This window comes from Aeromicrobium massiliense JC14 (assembly GCF_000312105.1).
GTDB classification, from domain to species: domain Bacteria; phylum Actinomycetota; class Actinomycetes; order Propionibacteriales; family Nocardioidaceae; genus Aeromicrobium; species Aeromicrobium massiliense.
This window is the reverse complement of record NZ_HE978636.1, coordinates 1175571-1198438: the sequence shown is the minus strand read 5'-3', so window position 1 is coordinate 1198438 and position 22868 is coordinate 1175571. Positions and strand designations below refer to the sequence as shown.

Below are 22868 nucleotides of genomic sequence, written 5' to 3'. Positions count from 1 at the left end.
CCATGCCTCTCGTCGCCTGGCCGCTCGCCTTCGTCGCCGCCACCGTCGTCCACCTCGTGCTGAATGTCGCGGGAGCGACCCCGTGGGACTCGGTGACCAAGTGCCTGCTCGCGCCGCTGCTGGCCGGCTGGGTCCTGGCCGCCGGCGGGCCGCGCATCGTCGCGCTGGCGCTGCTGCTGTGCGTCCTCGGCGACCTGTTCCTGGAGCTCACGCCGTCCGACACGTGGTTCCTGCCCGGCATGGCCGCGTTCGCCCTGGCGCACGTGTGCTTCGTGACCTTCTTCGCCTCGCGCGGCGCGTTCGGCTGGCTGGCCGACCGTCCGCTCGTCGGCGCCGTGTACCTGGCCGCCGCGCTGGGGCTCGTCGCGTGGCTGTGGAGCGGGCTGGAGCCGGACCTGCGCGTGCCCGTGGCCGTCTACGCGGTGCTGCTCACCACCACCGCGGCCTGCGCCTGGGCGCTGGGCCCCGTCACGGCGGCGGGTGGCCTGCTGTTCCTGCTGTCCGACGCGCTCATCGCCCTCGACGTGGCGGGCCGGTGGACCCCGCGGCCGGAGGGGATGTGGATCATGCTCACCTACGCGCTGGCGATCGGGCTGATCACCGCGGGCGTGCTGGGAGCGCGCACCGACGCGCGTGTGCCGGTGCGCGCCTAGGTCAGACCAGCTGAGGCAGGGGCACCGCGAGCGGCCAGCCGGCGCGGTCCTCGACCCGGCGTCCGGCCCGGCGGGCGTAGGCGTTCCAGTCGTCGGCGCGCTCGCCGAACCAGCCGCGCTGGTGGTGGACGAGCGCCTCGAGGGTGACCTCGCCGACCTCACGGTGCCGGGCGCCGATCTCGACCGCGACCTCGCGGGCGGCGACCGCGTCGCACCGGGCGTCGTGGGCGTCGGCGATGCGGACGCCGTAGTACTCGCAGGCGATGCCGAGCGTGCGCGACCCGAGGGTGCCGCGGTGCAGGCTCCAGTCGACGACGAGCGGGTCGACGACCAGCAGGCGCGACCAGTCCGGCTGCAGCACGCCCCAGCGCTCGCACTCGGCGCGGAGCATCGTCAGGTCGTAGGCGGCGTTGTAGACCACGAGGCCCACGCCGGCGTCGGCGAGCGACTGGACCCAGGCGGCGATGCGCGAGACCGCCTCGAACGAGCCGGGCGAACCGCGCAGCGACTCGGCGGTCAGGCCGTGGACGGCCGACGCGGCGGCCGGCACCTCGACACCGGGGTCGACGAGCCCGACGACGTCCTCGCCGTGCGGACCGAGCAGGGCGTAGCTGACGACGCGGTCGGCGTGCGGGTCGACGCCGGTGGTCTCGAAGTCGAGGGAGGCGAGCGGGAGCCGGAACCAACCGTCGTGCTGGCCTCGCTCGGGCGCGACCGGGACGTGGGCCAGGCACACGACCTGGCGACTCCCGAAGGCCCCGGTCAGTCGTCCGGTGCCCGCGGGCACCGCCACCGTGCAGGTGGCGCACCATCCGTCGTACGCGTTCGGCTTCACATCGACCTCCTGCCAGCAACCTAGGTGGGGTCACCGACAGGAGGCGGCAGGTCAGGCGGTGTGTCGAGGCCCGTCCGGCGGGGCCTGCGCGTCGCGGCGGGCGATCTGGTCACGCAGCTCGTGGACCTGGCGGCGCCGGCGGCGGGCCGAGCCGAGCAGGGCCGCGGCCACGAGCACCAGCGCCACGGCGACGAGCGCCCCGGCGAGCGTGGCTCCGCGGAAGCCGGGCGCGTCGGCCTCCATCAGCGCGCGGCCGTCGACGGCGGAGTCGTTGGTGCCGAGCACGACGGCGAGGGTGAGCCAGTTGGGCGTGGCCACGAGCAGCGCGAGGACGACCATCGCGGCCCCGGCCCGGCGTCCCCACCGGCGGTTGACCAGCAGCATCGCGAGGAGCGGCACGAGGGTGAAGCCGAATCCGTAGAACAGCCCCCAGGCGATGCCCGACGACGTCGAGCCGTTCACCCGGTCGGTGATGCGCTCGGCCCACCACTGCGGCAGCGTCGCGGCGGCGAGCACGATCAGCGCCACGAGCAGGGCGGCCAGGACGATCGACCACAGCAGCCGCGCGACCCACCGGCGCTCGCGGACCGGGGCGGGCGGGACCGGGTCGGTGCGCTCGTCGCCCGGGACGCCCGGGACGCCGGGGTCGCCGGGACGGGTGGGGTCGTCGGTGCTCATGCGGTCATCGTGCCCCGCCACCGCAGGTCGCGCGCGGCAAGCAGCGGGAGCAGGACCGGGGCGGGCGCACGTGCACCCGCCCCGGTCCCGGCCGCGCTCAGGACGGCAACGCCCTCCAGGTCGCCGCGTCGACGACCCCGGTCGCGCGCAGCCCGCGGGACTTCTGGAACCGCTTCACCGCCACGCGCGTGTGGCCGCCGAAGTAGCCGTTGACCCGGGAGCGCGGCATGCCGAGGGCGACCTGCAGCGTGATGACGTCCCGGCCGACCGAGCGCCCCTTGGCCAGGACGTGGTCGACGAAGTGCGCCTTGGCCAGGCGGCCGGCGGCCGGACGGGTGAGACCGGCGGTCACGTCCGCGCGGACGTGGGCGGGGCTCAGCGAGGCCCACGTCGCCTGGTCCAGGACGCCGGTGACCGGCAGGTCCTGACGCTTCTGGTAGCGGCGCACGGCCTTCCAGGTGCGGGCGTCGAACGTGCCGGTCTGCCGCACGCGCAGCAGCTTCTGGCCGATGCGGACGGCGTCGCCGGTGTGGCCGTAGGCGCGCTCGGCGAGCCGGGACGTGCGCAGCGGCGCCACCGGACGCACCGCGCAGTCACCGACCCGGCGGCCGGAGGGCAGCGCGGCGAAGGTGCCGGTGAAGGACGCGCACGGACCGAGGTCCTGACGGCTGAGGGCGCGTCCGCGCCAGAACGACGTGCGCCCGTTGGCCCCGTCCCACGAGAACGACACGTGCACGTGGTCCTCGTGACCCCAGGACTTCCGCCAGCCGTCCTGCGACCGGTACGACGCCCAGATCTTCTTGTTGTAGATGACGTACATGATCCCCAGCCGGCGCGCGTTCTCGCCGTCGCGGCGGGTCAGCCAGGCCAGGAAGTCGCCGGCGGCCCGGCGGTCGCGCTTGCTCCTCGGGTTCAGCATCCAGTCCCAGGCGCGGCCCTCGAGGTGCTCGGAGTCGGCGGCGCTGCAGAGCCGGACGCTGCCGCCCGTGTGGCCGCGTCCGTACGTGCGCAGCACGAGCTTGCGCAGGCGGGCGACACCACGCTTCTCCGTGGGTGAGCACGACGACTGCGGCACGTACGCCGGCACCGGGTCCAGAGCGCCCGTGAGCCGCGCGGGGGCGCGCAGGCCGTGCGGGTCGCTGGGCATCCGGACCGGGACGTCCGCCTGCGCGGTCGCGCCTGTCGTGACGAGCAGCCCCGCCGTGAGCGCGACGGCCAGGGTGGTCGCCCAGCCTCGTCGCCTCCGTCGCGGGGCTCCCGAGATTTCGCCTGCCTTCATGGGAACCGATACCCTTTCCTCAACCTCATGCTGCCGCTGCTGACGCTCCACTTCCTCGCCGCAGCGGTGGCCCCTGTCCTGGTCCGCTACCTGCATCGCGGCACGTTCCCGGTGCTGGCGCTGGTGCCCGCCGGCGGGTTCGTGTGGCTGCTGGTGCACGGCCGTCCCGACGGGACGGATCTGGAGCACCACACCTGGATCGGCACCCTCGGGCTCGACGTGAGCCTCGCGCTCGACCCGTTGCGCTGGACGCTCGCGCTGCTGGTCACCGGCATCGGCGCGCTGGTGCTCGTCTACTGCACGAGCTACTTCCGTGCCGGCGACCCGGGCCTGTGGCGCTTCTCGGCCGTCTTCGTCGCCTTCGCCGGCGCGATGCTCGGGCTCGTCCTGTCCGACAACCTGCTCCTGCTCTACGTGTTCTGGGAGCTGACGACCGTCCTGTCGTACCTGCTCGTGGGCCACAACCCCGAGCGCAGCGCGAACCGGCGCGCGGCCATGACCGCCCTGCTGGTCACCACGTTCGGCGGCCTGGCGATGCTGGTCGGCTTCATCCTGCTCGGCGAGCACGCCGGCACCTACTCGGCCACCGCCCTCGTGGCCGACCCGCCGGCCTCCGGGACGCTCGTCACCGTCGCGATCATGCTGGTGCTGGTCGGCGCGATCTCGAAGTCGGCGCTGATCCCGTTCCACTTCTGGCTGCCGGGCGCCATGGCCGCGCCGACGCCGGTGAGCGCCTACCTGCACGCCGCGGCGATGGTGAAGGCCGGCATCTTCCTGGTCGCGCTGCTCGCCCCCGCCTACGCCGACACCCCCGGGTGGCGGGCGGTGCTGGTGTCGCTGGGCCTGCTCACGATGGTGGTCGGCGGCCTGCGGGCGCTGCGCCAGTACGACGCGAAGCTGCTGCTCGCCTACGGCACCGTCAGCCAGCTCGGCTTCCTCATGACCCTCGTCGGGCTCGGGACGCGCTCGGCGGCACTCGCGGGGCTGGCCCTGGTGCTCGGCCACGCGCTGTTCAAGGCCGCCCTGTTCATGGTGGTCGGCGTCGTCGACCGCTCCACCGGCACCCGTGACATCCGCCAGCTCACCGGGCTGCACCGCCGGATGCCGCTGCTCATGGTCGTCGCCGCCGTCAGCGCCGGCTCGATGGCCGGCGTGCCGCCGCTGCTCGGCTTCCTGTCCAAGGAGGCCGCGTTCGCCGCCGCCGAGGACCTCGGTCATGACCTCGGCTGGCACGTCGCCGGCCCCCTGACGCTGGCCGGCCTCACCGTCGGCTCGGTGCTGACCGTCGCCTACGCGGCCCGCTTCGTGTGGGGCGTGTTCGGTCCGGCGCCGGGCGTCGACCCGTGCTCGGTCAAGCGTCCCGGCCGCTGGCTCGTCGCCTCTCCGGCGGTGCTCGCCGTCGCCAGCGTGGTGCTCGGCCTCATGGGCGGGCCGCTCACCGAGCTGCTCGCGCCGTACGCGGACGCCTTCCCGGCCGGCGCGCACGAGCCCGAGCTGACCCTGTGGCACGGCGTCACGGTGCCGCTCGTGCTGTCGGCGCTGGTGCTCGTGCTCGGCGTCGCGCTGTTCGTCGCCCGGCACCCCGTGGCCGCCGTCCAGCACGCGGTCGTCGACCGCGTGCCGATGCCGGACGCCGAGCGCGGCTACCAGCTCGTCCTGCGCGGCGTCGACCGCCTGGCCATCGAGCTGACCGGACGCACGCAGCGAGGCTCACTGCCCTTCTACCTCGGCTCGATCCTCGTCGTCGTCGCCGCCGTCCCCGGCACGGCGCTCGTGCTGGCCTGGGAGCCGGTCGACGTGCGGGTGGCCGACTCCCCCGCCCAGGTGGTCGTCGCGGTCGTCATGGCCGTCGCCGCCGTCATGACCGTCCGGTCGCGCCGCCGCCTGCGCGCGGTGCTGCTGGCCGGCATCACCGGCTACGGCACGGCGCTGCTCTTCGACCTGCACGGCGCGCCCGACCTGGCGCTGACCCAGGTGCTCGTGGAGACCTTCGTGCTCGTCACGTTCGTGCTCGTGCTGCGCCGGCTCCCCCAGCACTTCTCGACCCGCCCGTTCACGCTCTCGCGCTGGGTGCGGGTGGCCATCGGCGTCATGAGCGGCGCCCTCGTCGCCGGGCTCGCCTACGTGGCGTCCGGTGCCCGCGTGGCCGACCCGATCTCCGACGGCTTCGCCAAGCCGGCCAAGGAGTACGGCGGCGGCTCGAACATCGTCAACGTCACGCTGGTCGACATCCGCGCCTGGGACACGCTCGGCGAGCTGTCCGTGCTCGTCGTCGCCGCCACCGGCATCGCCAGCCTGATCTTCCTCATCACCGACCGCGCCACCCTGCCGACCACCCGCAAGCCGGGCCACGACTCGGCCTGGCTGCGCAACCCGAGCCTGCCGCCCGAGCGTCGCTCGATCGTGTTCGAGGTGGTGACCCGGCTGATCTTCCACGCCGTGATCGTGTTCTCGGTCTACCTCGCGCTCGTCGGGCACGAGTTGCCCGGCGGCGGCTTCGCCGGCGGACTGGTCGCCGGCCTGGCCCTCATGCTGCGCTACCTGGCCGGTGGACGCCGCGAGCTCGACGCAGCCGCGCCCATCGACGCCGGTGTCGTGCTGGGCCTGGGCCTGGCGCTCGCCGCCGCGTCCGGGCTGCTGCCGACGCTGCTCGGTGGGGGCGTGCTGCAGAGCGCGATCGTCGACGTCCACATCCCGGTGCTCGGCACGCTGCACCTGGTGACCTCGGTGTTCTTCGACATCGGCGTCTACCTGGTGGTCGTCGGCCTGGCCCTGGACGTGCTGCGCAGCCTCGGCGGCGGCATCGACAAGGACATCGAGACCGACCACGACGACGAGCGCGACGCGGCCGACGAGGCCGACCGAGAGGAGGTGCGCCCATGAGCGAGCGCAGCGAGCGAACGACCAGCACGCTCATGGGCGGGCCTCCGTACCGTGCGCCCTTCTCCACGGAGGTGCGCCCATGAGCCCGAGCCTGACGCTGGTGCTGCTGGTCGGCGTGCTCGTGGCGTGCGGCGTGACGCTCATCCTCGAGCGCAGCCTGTCGCGCATCCTGGTCGGCTTCGTGCTGCTCGGCAACGCGGTCAACATCCTGCTGCTGCTCGTGTCCGGGCCCGCGGGGGCACCGCCGATCGTCGGGCTCAGCGACGACGAGATGGCCGACCCGCTCCCCCAGGCGATGGCGCTGACGGCCATCGTCATCACACTCGGCACCACCGCGTTCGGCCTCGCGCTGGCCTACCGCGCCTGGCAGCTGCGTGGCACCGACGACGTCCAGGACGACGTCGAGGACGACCTGATCCGCCGGCGGGCCGAGCGCGACGAGGTCTCATCGACGTTCGAGGAGGCCGCGCCCGGCGCCGTGCTCGACGAGGAAGGTGCCGACCAGTGATCGACCAGGTCGTGCTGCTGCCGGTGATCATGCCGCTGCTCGGCGCGGGGCTGTGCCTCGTGCTGGGCCGCTCGGCCGCCGCCCAGCGTCTCGTCTCCGTGATCGTGCTGGCGCTCGTCGTCGCCGTGGCCGGGTTCCTGCTGCACCGCGCCGACACCGTCGGGCCGCAGTCGGTGGACGTCGGCGGGTGGCCGGCGGGCATCGGCATCAGCCTGGTCGCCGACCGATTGTCGGCCCTGTTGCTGCTCGTCTCGGCCGTCGTCACCCTGTGCGTCCTGCTGTACTCGCTGGGCCAGGGCGTGGCCGAGTACGGCCGGGCGACTCCGCTGTCGGTGTTCCACCCGACGTTCCTGGTGCTGAGCGCCGGCGTCTCCAACGCCTTCCTCTCGGCCGACCTGTTCAACCTGTTCGTCGGCTTCGAGATCCTGCTCGTCTCGTCGTACGTGCTCATCACGCTCGGCGGCACCGACGCCCGCGTGCGGGCGGGCACGATCTACATCGTCGTCAGCCTGCTGTCGTCGGTGCTGTTCCTGGTCGCCATCGCGTGCGTCTACGCCGCCTGCGGCACGGTCAACTTCGCCGAGCTCGCGCTGCGCATGCCGGACGTCTCGCTGCCCGTGCAGCACGTGCTGCAGCTGCTGCTGCTCTCGGTGTTCGCGATCAAGGCGGCCGTCTTTCCGATGTCGGCGTGGCTGCCCGACTCCTACCCGACCGCACCGGCGCCGGTCACCGCCGTGTTCGCCGGCCTGCTCACCAAGGTCGGCGTCTACGCGATCATCCGCACCCAGACGCTGATCTTCCCCGACTCGGGCATGAACGACCTGCTGATGTGGGCCGCGATCCTGACGATGCTGATCGGCATCCTCGGCGCCGTCGCGCAGTCCGACATCAAGCGTCTGCTCTCGTTCACGCTGGTCAGCCACATCGGCTACATGCTGCTCGGCGTGGCCGTGGGCACCGAGCTCGGCCTGACCGGCTCGATCTTCTACGTCGCCCACCACATCACGGTGCAGACCACGCTGTTCCTGGTCGCGGGACTCATCGAGTACCGCAGCGGCACCACCAGCCTGGACAAGCTCGGCGGTCTCGCCCGTGCGGCCCCGGTGCTGGCGGTGATGTTCTTCGTCCCCGCCATGAACCTGGCCGGCATCCCACCGCTGTCGGGGTTCCTGGGCAAGCTCGCGCTCGTCCAGGCCACCGCGGACCTGCCCGGCTTCCTGCCCGCGCTCGCCATCGGCGTCGCCATCGCGACCAGCCTGCTGACGCTGTGGGCGGTCGCGAAGGCCTGGAACCGCGCGTTCTGGCAGCCCATGCCCGAGGAGACGGTCGACCGCGACCACACCGACTCGCTGCACGGCCACGGCCGGCCGGCGGCCGGCGACCTGCGCACGTCCGACATCGTCGAGGCGGTCGAGGACACCCGCCTGCCGCGCAGCATGGCGGTGCCGACGCTGCTGCTCGTGGTGGTGGGCCTGGCGCTCACCGTGCTGGCCGGGCCCCTGTTCTCGCTGACCGAGCGCGCGGCCGCCGAGACGCTCGACCGCAGCCCGTACGTCGAGGCCGTGCTGGGGAGCGAGCGATGACCGCGCGGCTGGTGTTCACCGCGGGCCTGACCGTGCTGTGGCTCATGCTGTGGGGCTCGGTGACCCCGCTCGCCGTCGTGGGCGGCGTGCTCGTGGCCGTCCTGGCGATGGTGGCGTTCCCGTTCCCGACGATGACCTGGGACGTGACCTTCCGGCCCTGGCCCTTCGTCGTGCTCACCGCCCGGTTCTTCGCCGACGTGCTGCGCGCCAGCGTCCAGGTGGCCTGGCTCGCGATCCGGCCCGCCCGGCCGCCGCGCAGCGCGATCATCGAGGTGCAGCTGCAGACCCGCTCGGAGCTGGTGATGACCCAGATTGCCGAGATGATCTCGCTCGTCCCCGGCTCGCTGCTCGTCGAGACCGACCCCGACACCGGACGCCTGTGGCTGCACGTGCTCGACGGGCACGACGAGCAGGCGGTCGAGCACGCCCACCGCATGGCGGCGGCGCAGGAGCAGCGCGTGCTGCGGGCCTTCGCCACCGACGCCGACCTGACCGAGAACGGTCACCCCGAGGAGGCCGCATGACCACCGTCGCCGTCGTCTGCACCGCCATCCTGGGGGTCAGCGCCCTCGTCGCGGTCGTCCGCATCGTCCGCGGCCCGTCGATGCTGGACCGGGCCGTCGCCACCGACACGTTCATCGCCATGATGGCCGCGGCCGTCGGCATCGAGGCGGTCGCGAACGACCGCACCGTGACGCTGCCGATCCTGGTCGCGCTCGCGCTCATCGGCTTCCTGGGCTCGGTCGCCGTCGCCCGCTTCGCCGTCCGCTCGGAGGAGGAAGCATGATCGACGTCGCCACCTCGGTGCTGCTGGTCGCCGGCTCGCTCATGTCGCTGACTGCGGCGATCGGCCTGGTGCGCTTCCCGGACGTGCTGACGCGCATGCACGCGGCCACCAAGCCGCAGAGCGTCGGCCTGCTGCTGATCCTGGCCGGCATCGCCGTGCACTTCCACACGGCGCCGGTCATCGCGATGGTCTCGCTCGTGGCCGTGTTCCAGCTGGTGACGGCGCCGGTCGCCGCGCACATGGTGGCGCGCAACGCCTACCGCGCCGGCATGCACGACTCGCGGCAGCTGACCGTCGACGAGCTCGCCGACGGCTGATCCCAGCTTCGGGGCGGGGCACGCCCGGCCGTGCGCGGTAGCGTCCGGCCCATGCTCAGCTACGCGCGCTGCGTCCCCGGCCTGGAGCCGGCCCTCGAGGTGCTGGACGGACTGGTCTCGTCCGGGGCGGAGCCCGGTGCCGGGGTGAGCGTGATGGTCGCCGGACGCGAGGTGCTGGCCGCCGGCGGCGGCACCCAGGACGCCGCGGGCGGGACGCCTTGGTCGGAGCGGACGCTCGTGCAGGTCTACTCCACCGGGAAGCCGCTGGCCGCGATCGCCGCGCTGCTCGCGGTGCGCGACGGGCAGCTGACCCTGGACGACCCGCTCGTCACCTGGTGGCCGGCCTACCGCGACCACCCCGAGCAGCCGACGACGCTGCGCCACGTGCTGTCGCACACGGCGGGCAAGCCGGTGTTTGGACCGGACGCCGACGACCTCGCCCCGCACCGTCGGCGTCGAGCCGGACGACCTCGACCGCGTCGCCGACCTCGAGCCGCTCACCGACGCGTGGGCCGACGGCTACCTCACCGACCCGTTCGCCCGCGACGCCCTGCTGCGTCCCCCGGGCCTGCTCGACCCCGCCTACCTGCGCACCGAGGCGTGGCGACGCACGTCGTTCCCGGCCGTCGGGCTGCACGCGGATGCGCGGTCGCTGGCGGTGCTCTACGACGACCTGTCGCGCGACGACGGCGTGCTGGCCGGCCTGCTCGGGGCGGACCTGCGGGCCAAGACCCTCCACACCCAGGCGTCCGGCCCCGACGCGTTCCTGCGCCGCGACGCGGAGTGGTCGCTCGGGTTCGACGTCGAGAACGGCGAGGTCGGCATGGGTGGCATCGGCGGCTCGTCCGCCTGGTGGTCGCCCGCCCCCGGCTACGCGATGGCCTACGTGACCCGCGGGCTGCTCGACCACGCGCGCCTGGACGCCGTCGCCACCGCCGTCGAGCAGCACCTAGGCGAGGCCGTCGGGGGCGTTCGATAGGTTCGTCCGGTGCGCATCGCCACCTGGAACGTGAACTCCGTCCGCACCCGCATCGACCGGGTGACCGCCTTCCTGCAGCGTCATGACGTCGACGTCCTGGCCCTGCAGGAGACCAAGTGCCGCGACGACCAGTTCCCCGCGCTGCCGCTGCACGAGCTCGGCTACGAGACCGCCCACGTCGGCCTCGACCAGTGGAACGGCGTCGCCCTGATCTCGCGGGTCGGTCTCGAGGACGTCCGCACCCAGTTCGCGCCCGAGCAGCCGTTGTTCGGCGCCGACGCCCCGGTGCTGGAGGCCCGCTCCATCGGAGCGGTCTGCGGCGGCGTGGAGGTCTGGAGCCTGTACGTGCCCAACGGCCGCGAGCTCGACCACCCGCACTACCACTACAAGCTCGCCTGGCTCGAGCAGCTGCGCGCCTCCGCCGCCCAGTGGCTCGCCGACGACCCGGCCAAGCAGGTCGCGCTGACCGGCGACTGGAACATCGCGCCGCAGGACGAGGACGTCTGGGACATGACCGCCTTCGAGGGCAGCACCCACGTCTCCGAGCCCGAGCGTGCGGCGTTCCGCCACGTGCTGGACGCCGGCTTCACCGACGTCGTCCGGCCGTACACCGAGGGCGCCTACACCTACTGGGACTACCAGCGCCTGGCCTTCCCCAAGCGCATGGGCATGCGCATCGACTTCATCCTGGCCTCGCAGGCGCTCGCCGCCCGCGTGAGCGGCGCGATGATCGACCGCGAGGAGCGCAAGGGCAAGGGCGCCTCCGACCACGCCCCGGTCATCGTCGACCTGGACTGAGCCGGTCCTCTCGACCGGCTCGAGGAGCGGGCCCCGCTGCCTGCCTGGCCCCGCTGCCTGAGCCGGTCCTCTCGACCGGCTCGAGGAGCGGGCCCCGCTGCCTGCCTGGCCCCGCTGCCTGAGCCTGTCGAAGGCCTACCGCGGCTTCGCGCCCTGACGCAGGTAGCGATCGCGCTGCTCGCGGCAGAACCGGACCTCCTGCTCGATCCTGACGATCTCCGCCGGCACGAGCCGGCGCAGCTGCATGTCCGTGACCGCGGTCGCCTGCACCTCGTCGATCCCCAGCCGCTCGCCCAGCCGCACGATCGCGTCGTCCATCGACGAGGCGGCGTCGAGGGCGTCGAGCACCGCCGCTCGCTCCGTGAGCGCCCGCAGAAGACCCTCCATGACGTGCAGCCGCGCCTCCACGTGCCACAGCTTGTCGTCGAGCGTGGGCTCCTGGTCCCGGCGTCGCCATCGCATGCGCAGGCTCCCCGATCAGTCCTGCGCCGGAGGCCAGACGACCTCGAAGCGCTCGAAGACCACGTCGAGCTCGTCGACCCGGTCGGGGTCCAGGCCCAGCCGCTGGCAGGAGCGCCGGAAGTAGCGCCGGTGCCCGGCGAGCCACGAGTCGCGGGTGCGGTCGTCCTCGGCCTCGTCCCAGGCGAAGGCGTCGTCGACCGACTCCAGCCGGCCCACGCGGATCTCGGACGTCCGCAAGATGACCGTCGGGACGCCGGCCCCGTCCGCGACGACCCAGTGGTCGCCCGGCTGCGGCACGGGGTCACCGTCGGCCTCGAACTGGGCGACCAGCTCGGCCGTCGCCCGTTTGGGCCCGTCGGTCACCAGGGCCAGCAGCTCGTCGCCCAGGGGCATCGAGTCGCCGAACGCCTCGAGCGGCGGCTTCTCGCCGTCGTGCTCGGGGTGGGCGGCCACGTACTCGCGCCACAGGTCCGTCTCGGTAGCGACGTCGTGGAAGCGGGAGCCCACGCCGCTGACCCGGGTGCGTCCGTCGGGGCGCGAGACGTCGACGAGCAGCCGGCACGGCCGGCCCATGTCGTGGCCCTGCAGCACGGTGACGCGCACCTGCGGGTCGTGGCCGGCGGCGCGCAGCCATCCACCGAGTGCCGCGGCCGCCGCACCGGTGGCCGGGTCCTCGTAGACCCCGCCGACCGGGAACGGGTTGCGCGCGTGCACCAGGTCGGGGCGCTCGACGAACAGCAGGCTCACCGTCGTCCAGCCCTGGCCGAGGCACAGGGCCTTGAGCCGGTCGACGTCGTAGTCGAGCCGCGCGAGCCGCTCGCGCGAGCCGGCGAAGACGAGCAGGTGGTTCATGCCGCCGAACGCGACCGCGGGCGGACGCCGGGGGTCCAGCTCGTCGGACGCCCAGCGCAGCGCCGACAGCGCCTCGGCCAGGACGTCCGGCGCCGGAGCGCCGCTCGACGCCGGGACGCTGGTCAGGGTCGCGATGATGCCGGCGGCGTCCTCGGCGGTCTCGACCTCGATCGGACCGGCCGACGTCTCGAAGGTCAGCGACCCCACGCCGTCGCGCTCGGCCAGCGCGACGGCCGTCGCCACCGTGGCGTGGCCGCAGAAGCCCACCTCGTCGAGCGGGCTGAAGAAGCGCAGTCGGTGGCGTCCCGGCCGGCTGGTCGGCTCGACGAACGCGCACTCGGAGTAGCCCAGCCGCGCCGCCAGGGCGAGCCGGTCCGCGTCGCTCCAGGCCCGGGCGTCCAGGACGACACCGGCGGGGTTGCCGCCGGAGCCGCCGTCGGTGAACGCGGCGTAGTGCAGCACCTCGGCCGGCAGGACCGGCGCCCGTCCAGCGGCGTTGTCGGTCATGACTCGGGTCTCCTCAGCTCGGGGGTGTGCGTCGAACAGCTGGTTCATCGCTGCAGCGTAGATGCGCAGTCACTCTCATGCCGGCACGATCGTCCGTCGTCCAGGACTCGGACAACCGTTCGACCAGGGCCAGTCCCCGCCCGGCCTCGTGGTCCTCGGTCAGCGGGCGCGGCGCGACGCGCCCACCGTTCCCGTCGTCGATGACCGAGATTGTGACGGTGCCGCCACTCGCGTGCCAGCCCACCGCGAAGTCGCCGCTGTGCGTGGCGGTCCCGTGCCGCAGGGCGTTGGAGGCGAGCTCCGAGAGCACCAGGGCGGCATCTGCGACGGTCTGGGGATCGACGCCTGCTGCAGCGAGCTCGGTCTTGAGGCGTCGCCGGGCTGACGGGACGCTGGCCGGCTCGAACGGCAGCCTCAGCACGGTCCCGACGAGAGCACAGCTGGCCCGGGATCCCTCGGTCACGCTCGGGACCTCGCGTCCCCCGGGGTGCGGTGAGCCCCAGACGGCCGATGGCACTCCCGAGGTCGGGCACGCTCCGGGCGGCGTCCATCAGCCACCGACCGAAGCGTGCCCTGGCCGCCTCGTGCGACCGGCGTCGCCGTGTGGAGCCCCCACGGGACGGCGACGGCCGGAAGCCTAGGGGCGAGACGACCGCGTGCCATCCCACGCGCACGGGGGCAGGTCATCGCAGGGTCAGGAAGAGCTCGTCGCGGGCCGGCGAGGCGACGCCGCTCGCCGAGGGCACCACGGCGGGGTCCGCTCGAACCAGATCGACGTCGGCCGGGACGGACGGGGCCCTCGGAGTGAGGACACGCGTCAGGAAGGCAAGCATGGCTCCGATGCTGGTCGAACCGGGTGTCGGGCGCGTCCCTGGGACCTGGGACCGACTCGTCCGCGAGACTCAGCGCGACGTCACAGGATGCGCCAGACGACTCCCGCACCGAGGCCGAACAGGCCGCACGCCGCGGACCACACGATCGCCGGGGAGACGTGACGCTCACCATGACGCGCGCGCCCACCGTCGGCGACGTGCTCCAACGCGTCCGCGAGGTCCGTCGCGCTTCCGAACCGCCGTGCAGGATCCAGCGCGGTCGCCTTGGCCAGGACACCGTCGAGGGTGTCCGCGTCCACGCGCCTCGGCAGGTGCTCGGGAGCGAGCCGGGGCGGCCGGTCGGACTCCGTACGTGTCACGAGGCTGTACGGGTCGCGCACGTCGAAAGGCAGCGATCCCGTCAGCAGCACGTACGCCAGGACACCCAAGGCGTAGACGTCGCACCGGGCATCGACGCCGCGCCCCAGAGCCTGCTCGGGCGCCATGAACGAGGGCGTTCCCGTGGTCACGGTGATCCCACTGGCCTCGGCGAGACGCTTGGCGCTGCCCAGGTCGGCCACAATGACCCGACCGTCGCCCCTTCCGCGCAGCAAGAAGTTCGAGGGCTTCACGTCCCGGTGCACGACGCCCACGTCGTGCAGCACCGCGACCGATCGGGCTGCCTCCGCCGCGAGCCGCAGGGCCTCGACGGCATCCAACGACCCGCCCGCCCGGGCCTCGAGCGTCCCGCCCTCCGCCAGGTCCATCACGAAGAAGGGCCGGCCGTCGTGAACGCCCGTGTCGTGGACGCGGACGACCCGATCGCTCTCGACCCGCCGGAGGAGGCGCGCCTCGGCCAGGAACCGCTCCCGCACGTCCGCGTGGTGGGTCCAGTTGTCCGCCAGGACCTTCACCGCGACCGGGATGTCGAGCTCGGTGTCGAAGCCCTGCCAGACGGTCGCGAACGCACCCGATCCCCTCACGGAGTCGAGGCGGTAGCGTCCGATGGATCTCACGCGGGTCATTATGGTCATCCGAGCTCAGGAGGAACCAGGTGGCTGATGAGTGGGAGGATCTCGCCGCACGCGCGCGGACCGGCGATGGTGACGCGATGCGCGCTCTGCTGGAGTCCGTGCGTCCCCACGTGATGCGTCGTTGCGCTCGCGTGCTGCCCTTCCACCAGGACGCCGAGGACGCGTGCCAGGAGGCGCTCCTGACCATCGCGACGAAGCTCGGCTCGTACGAGGGACGGGGATCGTTCGCCGGCTGGTCGGCCGCCGTCGCCACCAACGCTGCCCGTGCCGCCTACCGGACGATGAGCCGGAGGTTCGCCGAGACGGGGACCTCCGACCTTCCCGAGCACGCCGACCCACGCACGACGAGCGTCGTCGCCGGGACGAGGCTGGACCTGCTCGACGCGCTCGACCGGCTGGAGCGTGACCATCCTGCTGCAGCCCGGGCTTTCGTGCTGCGCGACCTGGCCGAGCTCTCGTACGCGGACATCGCGGCCCAGCTCGACGTCCCGATCGGGACGGTGAAGGCTCGCATCCACACCGCCCGCGGACACGTTCGCGAGAATCTTCGTCCCGCAGGCAACCTTTCGCGGCCGCCGCGCATCTAGTAGGTGTCCCCCCTCTCGACAGGAGCACCCCCATGCGTCTGAAGCCTGCCGCGCTCGTCCTCGTCTCCGCCCTCACCCTGGGCGCCCTCGCCGGAGCGCTGGTGCACGGAACCCGCACCGATCAGGCCGACGCTGCCCGTCCGTCCGCGGCAGCGACCACGCCCACGACGGCGGCCGGCGGCACGTCGTCGCCCACGACGGCGGCCGGCGGCACGTCGTCGCCCACGACGGCGCCGGTCGCCGAGGACGCCGCGGCCGACGCCGACGTCCTCGCGCCGGGCCGAGCGGGCCCGCTCGAGGTCGGCATGAGCAAGGACGAGGCCCTGGCAACCGGACTCCTGGACGCCGACGTCCCGGGGAGCGACGGCTGCCCGGACCAGGTGCTCGCCTGGAAGCGGGCCCACCGCGAGACGTTCGACGTGCAGACCCTCGGCAACGGCGAGGTCAGCTCCATCGGGGTGCGCGGGCGCAAGCCCCGTACGGCAGCCGGCCTCGGGGTCGGCAGCACCGCGGCCGAGGTCCGCGGGGTCGTCGACGAGGACACCGCCCAGGAGGTCGGGTTCGGCCAGTCCGGGCTGTTCGAGTTCGACGGGCAGACGGGCCGCTGGATCGGCTACCTGTTCAACACGAGCCCCGAGCGGCTCAAGGGTTCGGACGAGGTCTCGTTCGTGGAGCTGACGAAGGGCGTGCAGCCCGAGCTCGTCCGTTCCGGATGCTGATCGCATCACACGGTCGACAAGGCGCCACCACGCGAGTCGCGAGTTCCCCTGACGCCCGGCGCCGCAACGCCTCGGACGGACCTCGAGCGCGCACTGTCCACCACCGCACGGCCGACGAGACGACGGATGAAGGAGCGGCGTGAAGGTCAACGTCCTCGGGCCGATGACGATCACGCGCGGCGAGCAGCACCTCGACGTCGGGCCGCGCCGCAGCCAGGAGGTCCTGTCGGCCCTCCTGGTCCGGGCCGGCGACGTCGTCCCGCTGGAGACCCTCATCGACGAGGTGTGGGGCGACAGCCGGGTCGCGCCCGGGTCCGTGCACGTCGTCGTCTCCCGCCTGCGGTCACGCATCGGTGGCGACCTGATCCGGACCCAGGCGCCGGGCTACCGGATCGCCCTTGAGGGGCATGAGCTCGATGCCGACGTCTTCGAGGCCCACCTCCGCACCGCGCGCGAGACGCAGGACCCTAGTGCCGCTCGGGCGAGCATCCACGCCGCCTTGGCCCTTTGGCGCGGTGACGCCTACGCGGACGTCCAGCTGCGCGTGGCACGCACGGAAGCGGACCGCCTCCACGCGATGCGCCTGTCGGCCCACCATCAGCTCGCCCAGCTGGACCTCGACGAGGGCCGGCACCACGAGGTCGCCGAGCGTCTGTCGGCGCTCGTGGACGCCTACCCGTTGGAGGAAGGCCTGCTGGCCCCGCTGATGCTGGCGCTGTACCGCAGCGGACGTCAGGCCGAGGCGCTGGCAACCTATGACCGCGCCCGCCGGTGCCTGGACGAGGAGCTCGGGGTCGAACCCACCCCCGCGACCCGGGACATGCACCAGCGCATCCTGCGCCAGGACGAGTCCCTGGCTCCGGTGCCTGCCGCCGCCCCCACACAGCCCGCCACGCCCGACCGCCCGGGACTCATCGGTCGTCAGCAGGAGCTCGGTCGGCTGGCTCGCGCGCTCCACCACGGGTGGTTCGCCGGTCTGTCGGTGACCGCCGTGGTCGGGGAAGCGGGCATCGGAAAGACCCGTCTGGTGGAGGAGGCCGCCGCCCTCGCGCACGAGGACGGCGGACTCGTCGCGTTCGGACGGTGCTGGGACACCGAGGGAACCCCTGCGCTGTGGCCGTGGGAGCAAGTTCTGTCGAGCCTTTCCGATCGTCTCGACCCCGACCTCCTGGACGCCGCGACGTCCGGTCGCGGCCAGCTGGCGCGGGTGCTGCTGCGCGGCTCCGACGAGGACCCAGCGACCGCCGTGAACGCGGACGTGGCCCCGGCCCGGCTCTACGACGCAGTGACCGCCTTCGTGGAGGTCGTGTCGTCCCGACGACCGCTCCTGCTGGTGCTGGAGGACATGCACTGGGCCGACCCCGGGTCCGTCGAGCTCATGGACTACCTGCTCGCCACGTGCCGCGGTGGACGCCTCGCCGTCGTCCTGACCGTGCGGGACCCGGATGAGTCCGCGGTGCGCACCACCCCGCTCACTGCCTCGCTCGCGCGATCGGCAGGCACGACGCGGATCGACCTGTCGGGCCTGGACGTGCCGCAGGTCCAGGAGCTGGCTGCGCGCAGCCTGGGCTCCTCCATCACGTTGACCGCGGCTCAGGCTCTGCGCGACCGGACCGACGGCAACCCGTTCTACGTCGGCGAGCTGGCCCGGCTGTACGGGGACGAGCGTCGTCGTACAGGCCGCGGCGACACCCCGGTGCCGAAGGGCGTGCGCGCCGTCATCGAACGCCGCCTGCGGCACCTGCCTGCCGGGGACGTCGCGGCGCTCACGGCTGCCGCCGTCATCGGCCGCACCTTCGGTCTGCTCCTGCTGGAGGACGTGACGTCGACCGGTCGCCTGGCCCTGCTGGAGACCATCGACCGTGCGACCACCGCCGGCATCCTCACGGCGGCCGACGACGTCCTCGAGTACCGGTTCGGCCACGCGCTGGTGCAGGAGACGCTGACCCTCTCAATGAGCCTCGCGCGCCGGTCGTCCGTCCACGCGGCCGTCGCCGAGGCGCTCCAGACGCGTCACGGCCACGACCCGCACTTCGCGGCGGCCGTAGCACACCACCACGTCGAGGCCCACCCGTACACCGACGCCTCGAAGGCCATCCGCGCATCGCTGCACGCCGCGGCGCTCGCACAGCAGCGCCTGGCCTTCGACGACGCCGAGCGCCTGGTCCGGCGGGCGCTGGACCTTGTCGACGCAGTCCCCACGGAGCAGGCGACCGCGCTCGAGATCGAGCTGCGGGTCAAGCTCGGGTCCCTGCTCACCCTGCGCCACGGGTACAACGGGCCGGGCGTCGCCGAGGAGCGCCGGCGTGTGCTGGAGCTGAGCGGCCCCGGCGGCGCGGTCTCGGACATCTTCTCGGCGCACTGGGGCACGTGGGGCAACGCTCTGGTCTCGGGGCACTTCGACGAGGCGCGCACGTCCGTCCAGGGCCTGCAGGACGTCGCCGACAGCACCACTGACCCCATGTTCGCCCTGGCGGCGGACGTGGCTCGCGGACAGACGTCCTGGCACCTCGGACACCTGCCCGCGACCCGGACGGCCCTGAAGCGTGCCGTCGAGCGCTCCGACCGGTGCGACCGGCCGCTGGACCTCGACCTGTGGCTGCAGCACCCCGGCGTGCAGGCGCGCATCTGGCTGGCCCTCGCGGTCGCGCAGCAGGGCGAGGTGGACCTGTCGCACCGGATCGCTCGCGAGGCCGAGACCCTCGCCGAGCAGTCAGGCCATCTGTACACGATGAGCTTCCAGCTCATCGCCGAGGGTGTGCGGAGCGTCGTGCTCGACCGTCCGGAGCAGGCGGCGGAGCAGTCCCGGCGCGGGCAGGAGCTCGCCGTCGCCAACGAGTTCCTCCAGCTGCAGGCGTTCGCGCTCATGCCGCTCGGCTGGGGAGCCGGCCGGCTGGGCGACACCGAGACCGGGCTGGCGATGCTGAACGGCGCGATCGACGCGTTCAGCTCACTGTCGGACCGGCACCTGTTCGGCCCGTTCATGCTCCGGCTCGCCGCCGACCTGCACGGCCGGGCCGGACGGCGGGGCGAGGCGCTGCGCCTGACCGAGGCGGCGCTCCTGCACACCGAGCGCACCGGCGAGCGGTTCGACCTGGTCGACCTGCACCTGCTGCGGGCCCGTCTGCTGGCCGACGACGACGTCGCAGCGGCGGACGAGGAGCACGCGCGCGCGACTCGGGTGGCGATCAAGCACGGCGCGCACCTCTACCTCGCCCGCCAGCGCTGCGGCGCGCTCAGCGAGGGCCGGCGAAGGGGCCGCGCAGGGCCGCCCACTGAAGGAGCATGACGGTCTTGGCGTCGACGACGTCCGTGCCGATCGACGCGAGCGCCGCGTCGAAGTCGAGCTCGACGACCTCGATGTCCTCGCCCTCCTCGGCGAGCCCGGCGCGCGACCCGTCGAGCCCGCGGACGCTGTAGGGCGCGGCGAAGAAGTGCAGCCGCTCGGTGACCGATCCGGGGCTCATGTAGACGTCGAAGACGTGCTCGACGTCGCCGACCTCGACGCCGGTCTCCTCCGCGGCCTCGCGGCGGATGGCGTCCTCGGGCGCGTCGTCGTCGAGCAGCCCGGCCGCCGTCTCCAGCAGCATCCCGTCGGGGTGGTCGTTGACGTAGACCGCGTAGCGGAACTGGCGGGTGAGCAGCACCGTGCGCCGGTCGGGGTCGTAGAGCAGGATCGTCGCGCCGTCGCCGCGGTCGTACGTCTCGCGCCGCTCGGTGCTGACCGTGCCGTCCGGGTGCGTGTAGTCGTAGGTCGTCGCGCGCAGCACGCACCAGTCGCTGGCCAGCAGCTCGACCTCGCGCACCCGCACGCGCGGGTTGCGGCGCAGGTCGAGCCCGGTCAGGTGCAGGCCGGTGCGCCCGCGGCCGTCGGGGACGTCGACGCCCGGGACTCCGTCGGCCACCGGGCTAGGACAGCCAGGTCGGGCGCAGCGGGAAGCCCGACGTGCCGTCGGGCGCGTTCTTGACCGCGAGCACGTGGTGCAGCTCGATCTCGTCGCGCTCGAAGGCGATGCGCGAGCCGGCCATGTACAGGCCCCAGATCTTGGCCCGGCCCAGCGTCACCTCGCCCAGCGCCTCGTCCCAGCTCCGCACGAGGTTGTCGCACCAGGCCTCGAGCGTCCGCGCGTAGTGCTCGCGGATGTTCTCGGTGTGGCGCACCTCCAGGCCGACGTCCTGGACGGTCGACACGATCGTGCCGGACCCGGCCAGCTCGCCGTCGGGGAAGACGTAGCGGTCGATGAACGCCCCGGCGGACGTCGGCGAGACGTTGTCCTTGCGCGTGATGCAGTGGTTGAGCAGCCGTCCGCCCACGGCCAGCTTGTCGCGCAGGAAGGAGAAGTAGGCCGGGTAGTTCCTGACGCCGATGTGCTCGGTCATGCCGATCGAGCTGATCGCGTCGAAGCCGCTCTCGAGCACGTCGCGGTAGTCGCTGAAGCGGACCTCGGCCAGGTGCTCCAGGCCACGCTCCTTGATCGCCTTCTGCGCCCACTCGGCCTGCTCCTGCGAGAGCGTGACGCCGAGCGCCTTGACCCCGTAGTGCTCGGCCGCGTGCATGACCATGCCGCCCCAGCCGCAGCCGACGTCCAGCAGGCGCTGGCCGGGCTGCAGGTCGAGCTTGCGGCAGACCAGGTCGAACTTCTCGGCCTGCGCCTGCTCCAGCGTCGCGTCCGCCGTCGGGTAGACCGCGCAGGTGTAGGCCATCGAGGGGCCGAGCACCAGCTCGTAGAACCGGTTCGACACGTCGTAGTGGTGGTGGATGGCGTCGGCGTCGCGCACCTTGGTGTGGCGCAGGCCCTCGAGCGTCCGCCGCCAGCGCGGCAGGTGCTCCTCGGCCGGGGGCGCCGGCGGCACGAGGTTGCCCACGCCCAGGCCGCGCACGATCTTCACCAGCTCGGCCGGAGCGGGCAGCTTGAAGCTCAGCTTGCTCAGGATCTTGGTCATGAGCGGGTACGGGTCGCCCGGGTGGACGCCGTCGATCTCCAGGTCACCGGCCACGTAGGCGCGGGCGAAGCCGAGGTCGCCCGGCGCGGTGACCAGGTAGGCCAGGCCGCGCTGGTTGAGCAGCCGCACCGTGTACGGCGACGCCGGGTCGCCGGTCGTGCTGCCGTCGTAGGCCTCGAAGCGGAACGGGATGCCGTGGCGCATGAGCCGCTCCAGGGCTCCGGCGATGGTGATGCGCTCGGGGTCGAGCAGGGTCATGAGTTCCTCACCGCTTTCTCGTACAACGTGCTGAGTCGTCCGGCCGGGTCGTAGCGCTCGCGCACCCGCGCGAGGTTCTCGCCGCCGTACATCGCGTCGAAGGTCTCCTGGTCGTAGAACGCCTCGGAGTACAGCGACTTGTGGCCGTCCAGGCGCCCGACCGCCTCCTCGACCCTGCGGTTCACATAGCCGGCCGGCGCGTCCGCGGGGACGACGACGGTGCCCCAGAACCCCACGTTGACGTAGGGCTCCCCGGTCTCGAGCGGGTAGGTGGCCCAGGGGCGCTGGGTGCGCAGCGGGCAGAGCCAGACCGGACGCATGCCGACCTCGGCGTCGAACCACTCCAGGAACTCCGGGAGCCGCGCCAGCGGCACCTCGATGTCCTGGATGACCCGCTCGCGACCCGGCACCTTCTTGATCCGGTCCAGCTTCTCGATGAGGCCGAACCGGGCGTCCAGCGCGACGATCTTGTGGAACACGTCGCTGCGCCGCCAGCGGCTCGGCCAGATGCGTCGCAGCCGCGGGTTCTGCGCCCCGAACGCGGCCGAGCACCAGAACCAGTCGGTGTCCCAGCGCCACAGGTAGTCGTGGATGGTCAGGGCGTCGGTGGGACGCTCCTGGATCGATCGGTAGTAGACCTGCTGGCCGGTGTAGTCGCTCAGCTCGGCCGGACGCTCGGCGGTGTACTCGGCCAGCGTCAGGTAGATCTCGTCGGGGCTGAACGCGGTGCCGTCGACGGCGTTGACGCGCACGCCCTCCCACTCCCCTGCCTCGACGACCTCGCCCAGCGCCTTGGTGGCCGACGCCGGATCGTCGAACCGGACGTGGCGCAGCCGGACGAACGGCGGTACCGCCTCGAGCTTGATGCGCAGACGCGTGGCGTAGCCGAGGCTGCCGTAGGAGTTGGGGAAGGCGTCGAACAGGTCGGCGTGCTCGTTGTCGGCCGTCGCGGTGACGACCTCGCCGCTGCCGGTCAGGACGTCCATCTCGAGCACCGACTCGTGCGGCAGGCCGTTACGGAACGACGTGGACTCGATGCCGAGGCCGGTGACGGCCCCGCCGAGGGTGATGGTGCGCAGCTGCGGCACGACGTACGGCACGAGGCCGTACGGCAGCGTCGCCTCGACCAGGTGCTCGTAGGTGCACGCCAGCTGGACGTCCGCGGTGCGGGCGACCGGGTCGATGGAGATCACCCCGTCGAGCCCGCTGACGTCCAGCCCGGGCGTCGTCGTCGCGGCGCGCGGACGGAACAGGTTCGACGTCTTCTTGGCCAGACGGACCCGCTCGCCCGGCGCTATGGCAGCGTACGAGGCGAGCAGTCGGTCCATGGCCACGCGGTGCGCGTCCCAGCCCTTCACAGGCTCAGACTATTACCGCAACAAGTTGCATGGTG

At 73.0% G+C, this 22868-nt stretch carries 22 protein-coding genes and 1 pseudogene; 13 read left to right on the top strand and 10 right to left on the bottom strand.

Annotated elements, in window-relative coordinates; all coding sequences use genetic code 11:
- The first annotated feature begins 2 nt into the window (after positions 1-2).
- Positions 3-653, top strand: a complete 651-nt coding sequence (locus HGAM_RS06075; protein ID WP_019144585.1) for a lysoplasmalogenase — start codon at positions 3-5, stop codon at positions 651-653.
- 1 nt (position 654) lies between these two features.
- Here the strand turns inward: HGAM_RS06075 and HGAM_RS18015 are convergent, their stop codons facing one another.
- From HGAM_RS18015 to HGAM_RS06060, 3 genes are all read right to left on the bottom strand, one after another.
- Positions 655-1488 (bottom strand): exonuclease domain-containing protein, encoded by an 834-nt coding sequence (locus HGAM_RS18015; protein ID WP_019144584.1) that lies wholly within the window; start codon positions 1486-1488, stop codon positions 655-657.
- Positions 1489-1539: 51 nt separating this feature from the next.
- Positions 1540-2166 (bottom strand): MFS transporter, encoded by a 627-nt coding sequence (locus HGAM_RS18010; protein WP_019144583.1) that lies wholly within the window; start codon positions 2164-2166, stop codon positions 1540-1542.
- 97 nt (positions 2167-2263) lie between these two features.
- Positions 2264-3445 (bottom strand): peptidoglycan-binding domain-containing protein, encoded by a 1182-nt coding sequence (locus HGAM_RS06060; protein WP_147543560.1) that lies wholly within the window; start codon positions 3443-3445, stop codon positions 2264-2266.
- 27 nt (positions 3446-3472) lie between these two features.
- Here HGAM_RS06060 and HGAM_RS06055 point away from each other — a divergent pair, with 27 nt between their 5' ends.
- The 9 genes and pseudogenes from HGAM_RS06055 to HGAM_RS06020 all read left to right on the top strand — a co-directional run bounded on the left by HGAM_RS06055 (position 3473) and on the right by HGAM_RS06020 (position 11300).
- Positions 3473-6328: a Na+/H+ antiporter subunit A gene (locus tag HGAM_RS06055; protein WP_019144582.1), complete on the top strand. Its 2856-nt coding sequence runs from the start codon at positions 3473-3475 to the stop codon at positions 6326-6328.
- A gap of 79 nt (positions 6329-6407) precedes the next feature.
- Complete coding sequence (locus HGAM_RS06050; protein WP_019144581.1) at positions 6408-6836, top strand: Na(+)/H(+) antiporter subunit C; 429 nt, start codon at positions 6408-6410, stop codon at positions 6834-6836.
- On the top strand, positions 6833-8419 hold the full coding sequence (locus HGAM_RS06045; RefSeq protein WP_019144580.1) for a Na+/H+ antiporter subunit D: 1587 nt from the start codon (positions 6833-6835) through the stop codon (positions 8417-8419). Before HGAM_RS06050 ends, HGAM_RS06045 begins: the two co-directional genes overlap by 4 nt.
- Positions 8416-8943 (top strand): Na+/H+ antiporter subunit E, encoded by a 528-nt coding sequence (locus tag HGAM_RS06040; protein WP_019144579.1) that lies wholly within the window; start codon positions 8416-8418, stop codon positions 8941-8943. The genes HGAM_RS06045 and HGAM_RS06040 overlap by 4 nt, the downstream gene beginning before the upstream one ends.
- Positions 8940-9206, top strand: coding sequence for an MrpF/PhaF family protein (locus HGAM_RS06035; protein WP_019144578.1), 267 nt, complete (start codon positions 8940-8942; stop codon positions 9204-9206). The genes HGAM_RS06040 and HGAM_RS06035 overlap by 4 nt, the downstream gene beginning before the upstream one ends.
- The gene (gene mnhG, locus HGAM_RS06030) at positions 9203-9523 is read left to right on the top strand and encodes a monovalent cation/H(+) antiporter subunit G (RefSeq protein WP_019144577.1); all 321 of its coding nucleotides are present in this window, start codon (positions 9203-9205) and stop codon (positions 9521-9523) included. Before HGAM_RS06035 ends, mnhG begins: the two co-directional genes overlap by 4 nt.
- Positions 9524-9574: 51 nt before the next feature.
- Positions 9575-9958: pseudogene (locus HGAM_RS21070) on the top strand (serine hydrolase domain-containing protein); the annotation flags it as partial.
- The gene (locus HGAM_RS06025; protein ID WP_019144576.1) at positions 9939-10502 is read left to right on the top strand and encodes a serine hydrolase; all 564 of its coding nucleotides are present in this window, start codon (positions 9939-9941) and stop codon (positions 10500-10502) included. The pseudogene HGAM_RS21070 and the gene HGAM_RS06025, both read left to right, overlap by 20 nt.
- 9 nt (positions 10503-10511) lie before the next feature.
- Positions 10512-11300 carry an exodeoxyribonuclease III gene (locus HGAM_RS06020; protein WP_019144575.1) on the top strand — a complete coding sequence of 263 codons (789 nt, stop codon included), beginning with the start codon at positions 10512-10514 and terminating at the stop codon, positions 11298-11300.
- Between the two features lie 135 nt (positions 11301-11435).
- Here the strand turns inward: HGAM_RS06020 and HGAM_RS06015 are convergent, their stop codons facing one another.
- The 4 genes from HGAM_RS06015 to HGAM_RS17995 all read right to left on the bottom strand — a co-directional run bounded on the left by HGAM_RS06015 (position 11436) and on the right by HGAM_RS17995 (position 14958).
- Positions 11436-11762, bottom strand: coding sequence for a hypothetical protein (locus HGAM_RS06015; protein WP_019144574.1), 327 nt, complete (start codon positions 11760-11762; stop codon positions 11436-11438).
- Positions 11763-11777: 15 nt separating this feature from the next.
- Complete coding sequence (locus HGAM_RS20695; protein WP_019144573.1) at positions 11778-13121, bottom strand: PhzF family phenazine biosynthesis isomerase; 1344 nt, start codon at positions 13119-13121, stop codon at positions 11778-11780.
- 13 nt (positions 13122-13134) lie between these two features.
- Positions 13135-13584: an ATP-binding protein gene (locus tag HGAM_RS18000; protein WP_019144572.1), complete on the bottom strand. Its 450-nt coding sequence runs from the start codon at positions 13582-13584 to the stop codon at positions 13135-13137.
- A 450-nt stretch (positions 13585-14034) separates the two neighbouring features.
- A complete protein-coding gene (locus HGAM_RS17995; protein ID WP_019144570.1) occupies positions 14035-14958 on the bottom strand; it encodes a serine/threonine-protein kinase in 924 nt (307 codons plus the stop codon).
- An 86-nt stretch (positions 14959-15044) separates the two neighbouring features.
- On the opposite strand from HGAM_RS17995, the gene HGAM_RS17990 reads away from it, so the two are divergent.
- The 3 genes from HGAM_RS17990 (at position 15045) to HGAM_RS05980 (ending at position 19562) form a co-directional block, all read left to right on the top strand.
- Entirely contained in the window at positions 15045-15554 is a 510-nt protein-coding gene (locus HGAM_RS17990; RefSeq protein WP_020693395.1) for an RNA polymerase sigma factor, read from the top strand.
- Between the two features lie 32 nt (positions 15555-15586).
- On the top strand, positions 15587-16273 hold the full coding sequence (locus HGAM_RS05985) for a hypothetical protein (protein ID WP_019144568.1): 687 nt from the start codon (positions 15587-15589) through the stop codon (positions 16271-16273).
- A 139-nt stretch (positions 16274-16412) separates the two neighbouring features.
- Positions 16413-19562: an ATP-binding protein gene (locus HGAM_RS05980; protein WP_019144567.1), complete on the top strand. Its 3150-nt coding sequence runs from the start codon at positions 16413-16415 to the stop codon at positions 19560-19562.
- Here HGAM_RS05980 and HGAM_RS05975 read toward each other — a convergent pair.
- Genes HGAM_RS05975 through HGAM_RS05965 form a run of 3 tightly spaced genes read right to left on the bottom strand, consistent with a single transcriptional unit; the run spans position 19510 to position 22833 of the window.
- Positions 19510-20178, bottom strand: a complete 669-nt coding sequence (locus HGAM_RS05975; RefSeq protein ID WP_019144566.1) for an NUDIX domain-containing protein — start codon at positions 20176-20178, stop codon at positions 19510-19512. The two genes, HGAM_RS05980 and HGAM_RS05975, sit on opposite strands and share 53 nt — an antisense overlap.
- A 4-nt stretch (positions 20179-20182) precedes the next feature.
- Entirely contained in the window at positions 20183-21475 is a 1293-nt protein-coding gene (locus tag HGAM_RS05970) for a class I SAM-dependent methyltransferase (protein ID WP_019144565.1), read from the bottom strand.
- Complete coding sequence (locus HGAM_RS05965; protein ID WP_019144564.1) at positions 21472-22833, bottom strand: FAD-binding oxidoreductase; 1362 nt, start codon at positions 22831-22833, stop codon at positions 21472-21474. The genes HGAM_RS05970 and HGAM_RS05965 overlap by 4 nt, the downstream gene beginning before the upstream one ends.
- Positions 22834-22868 lie beyond the last annotated feature (35 nt).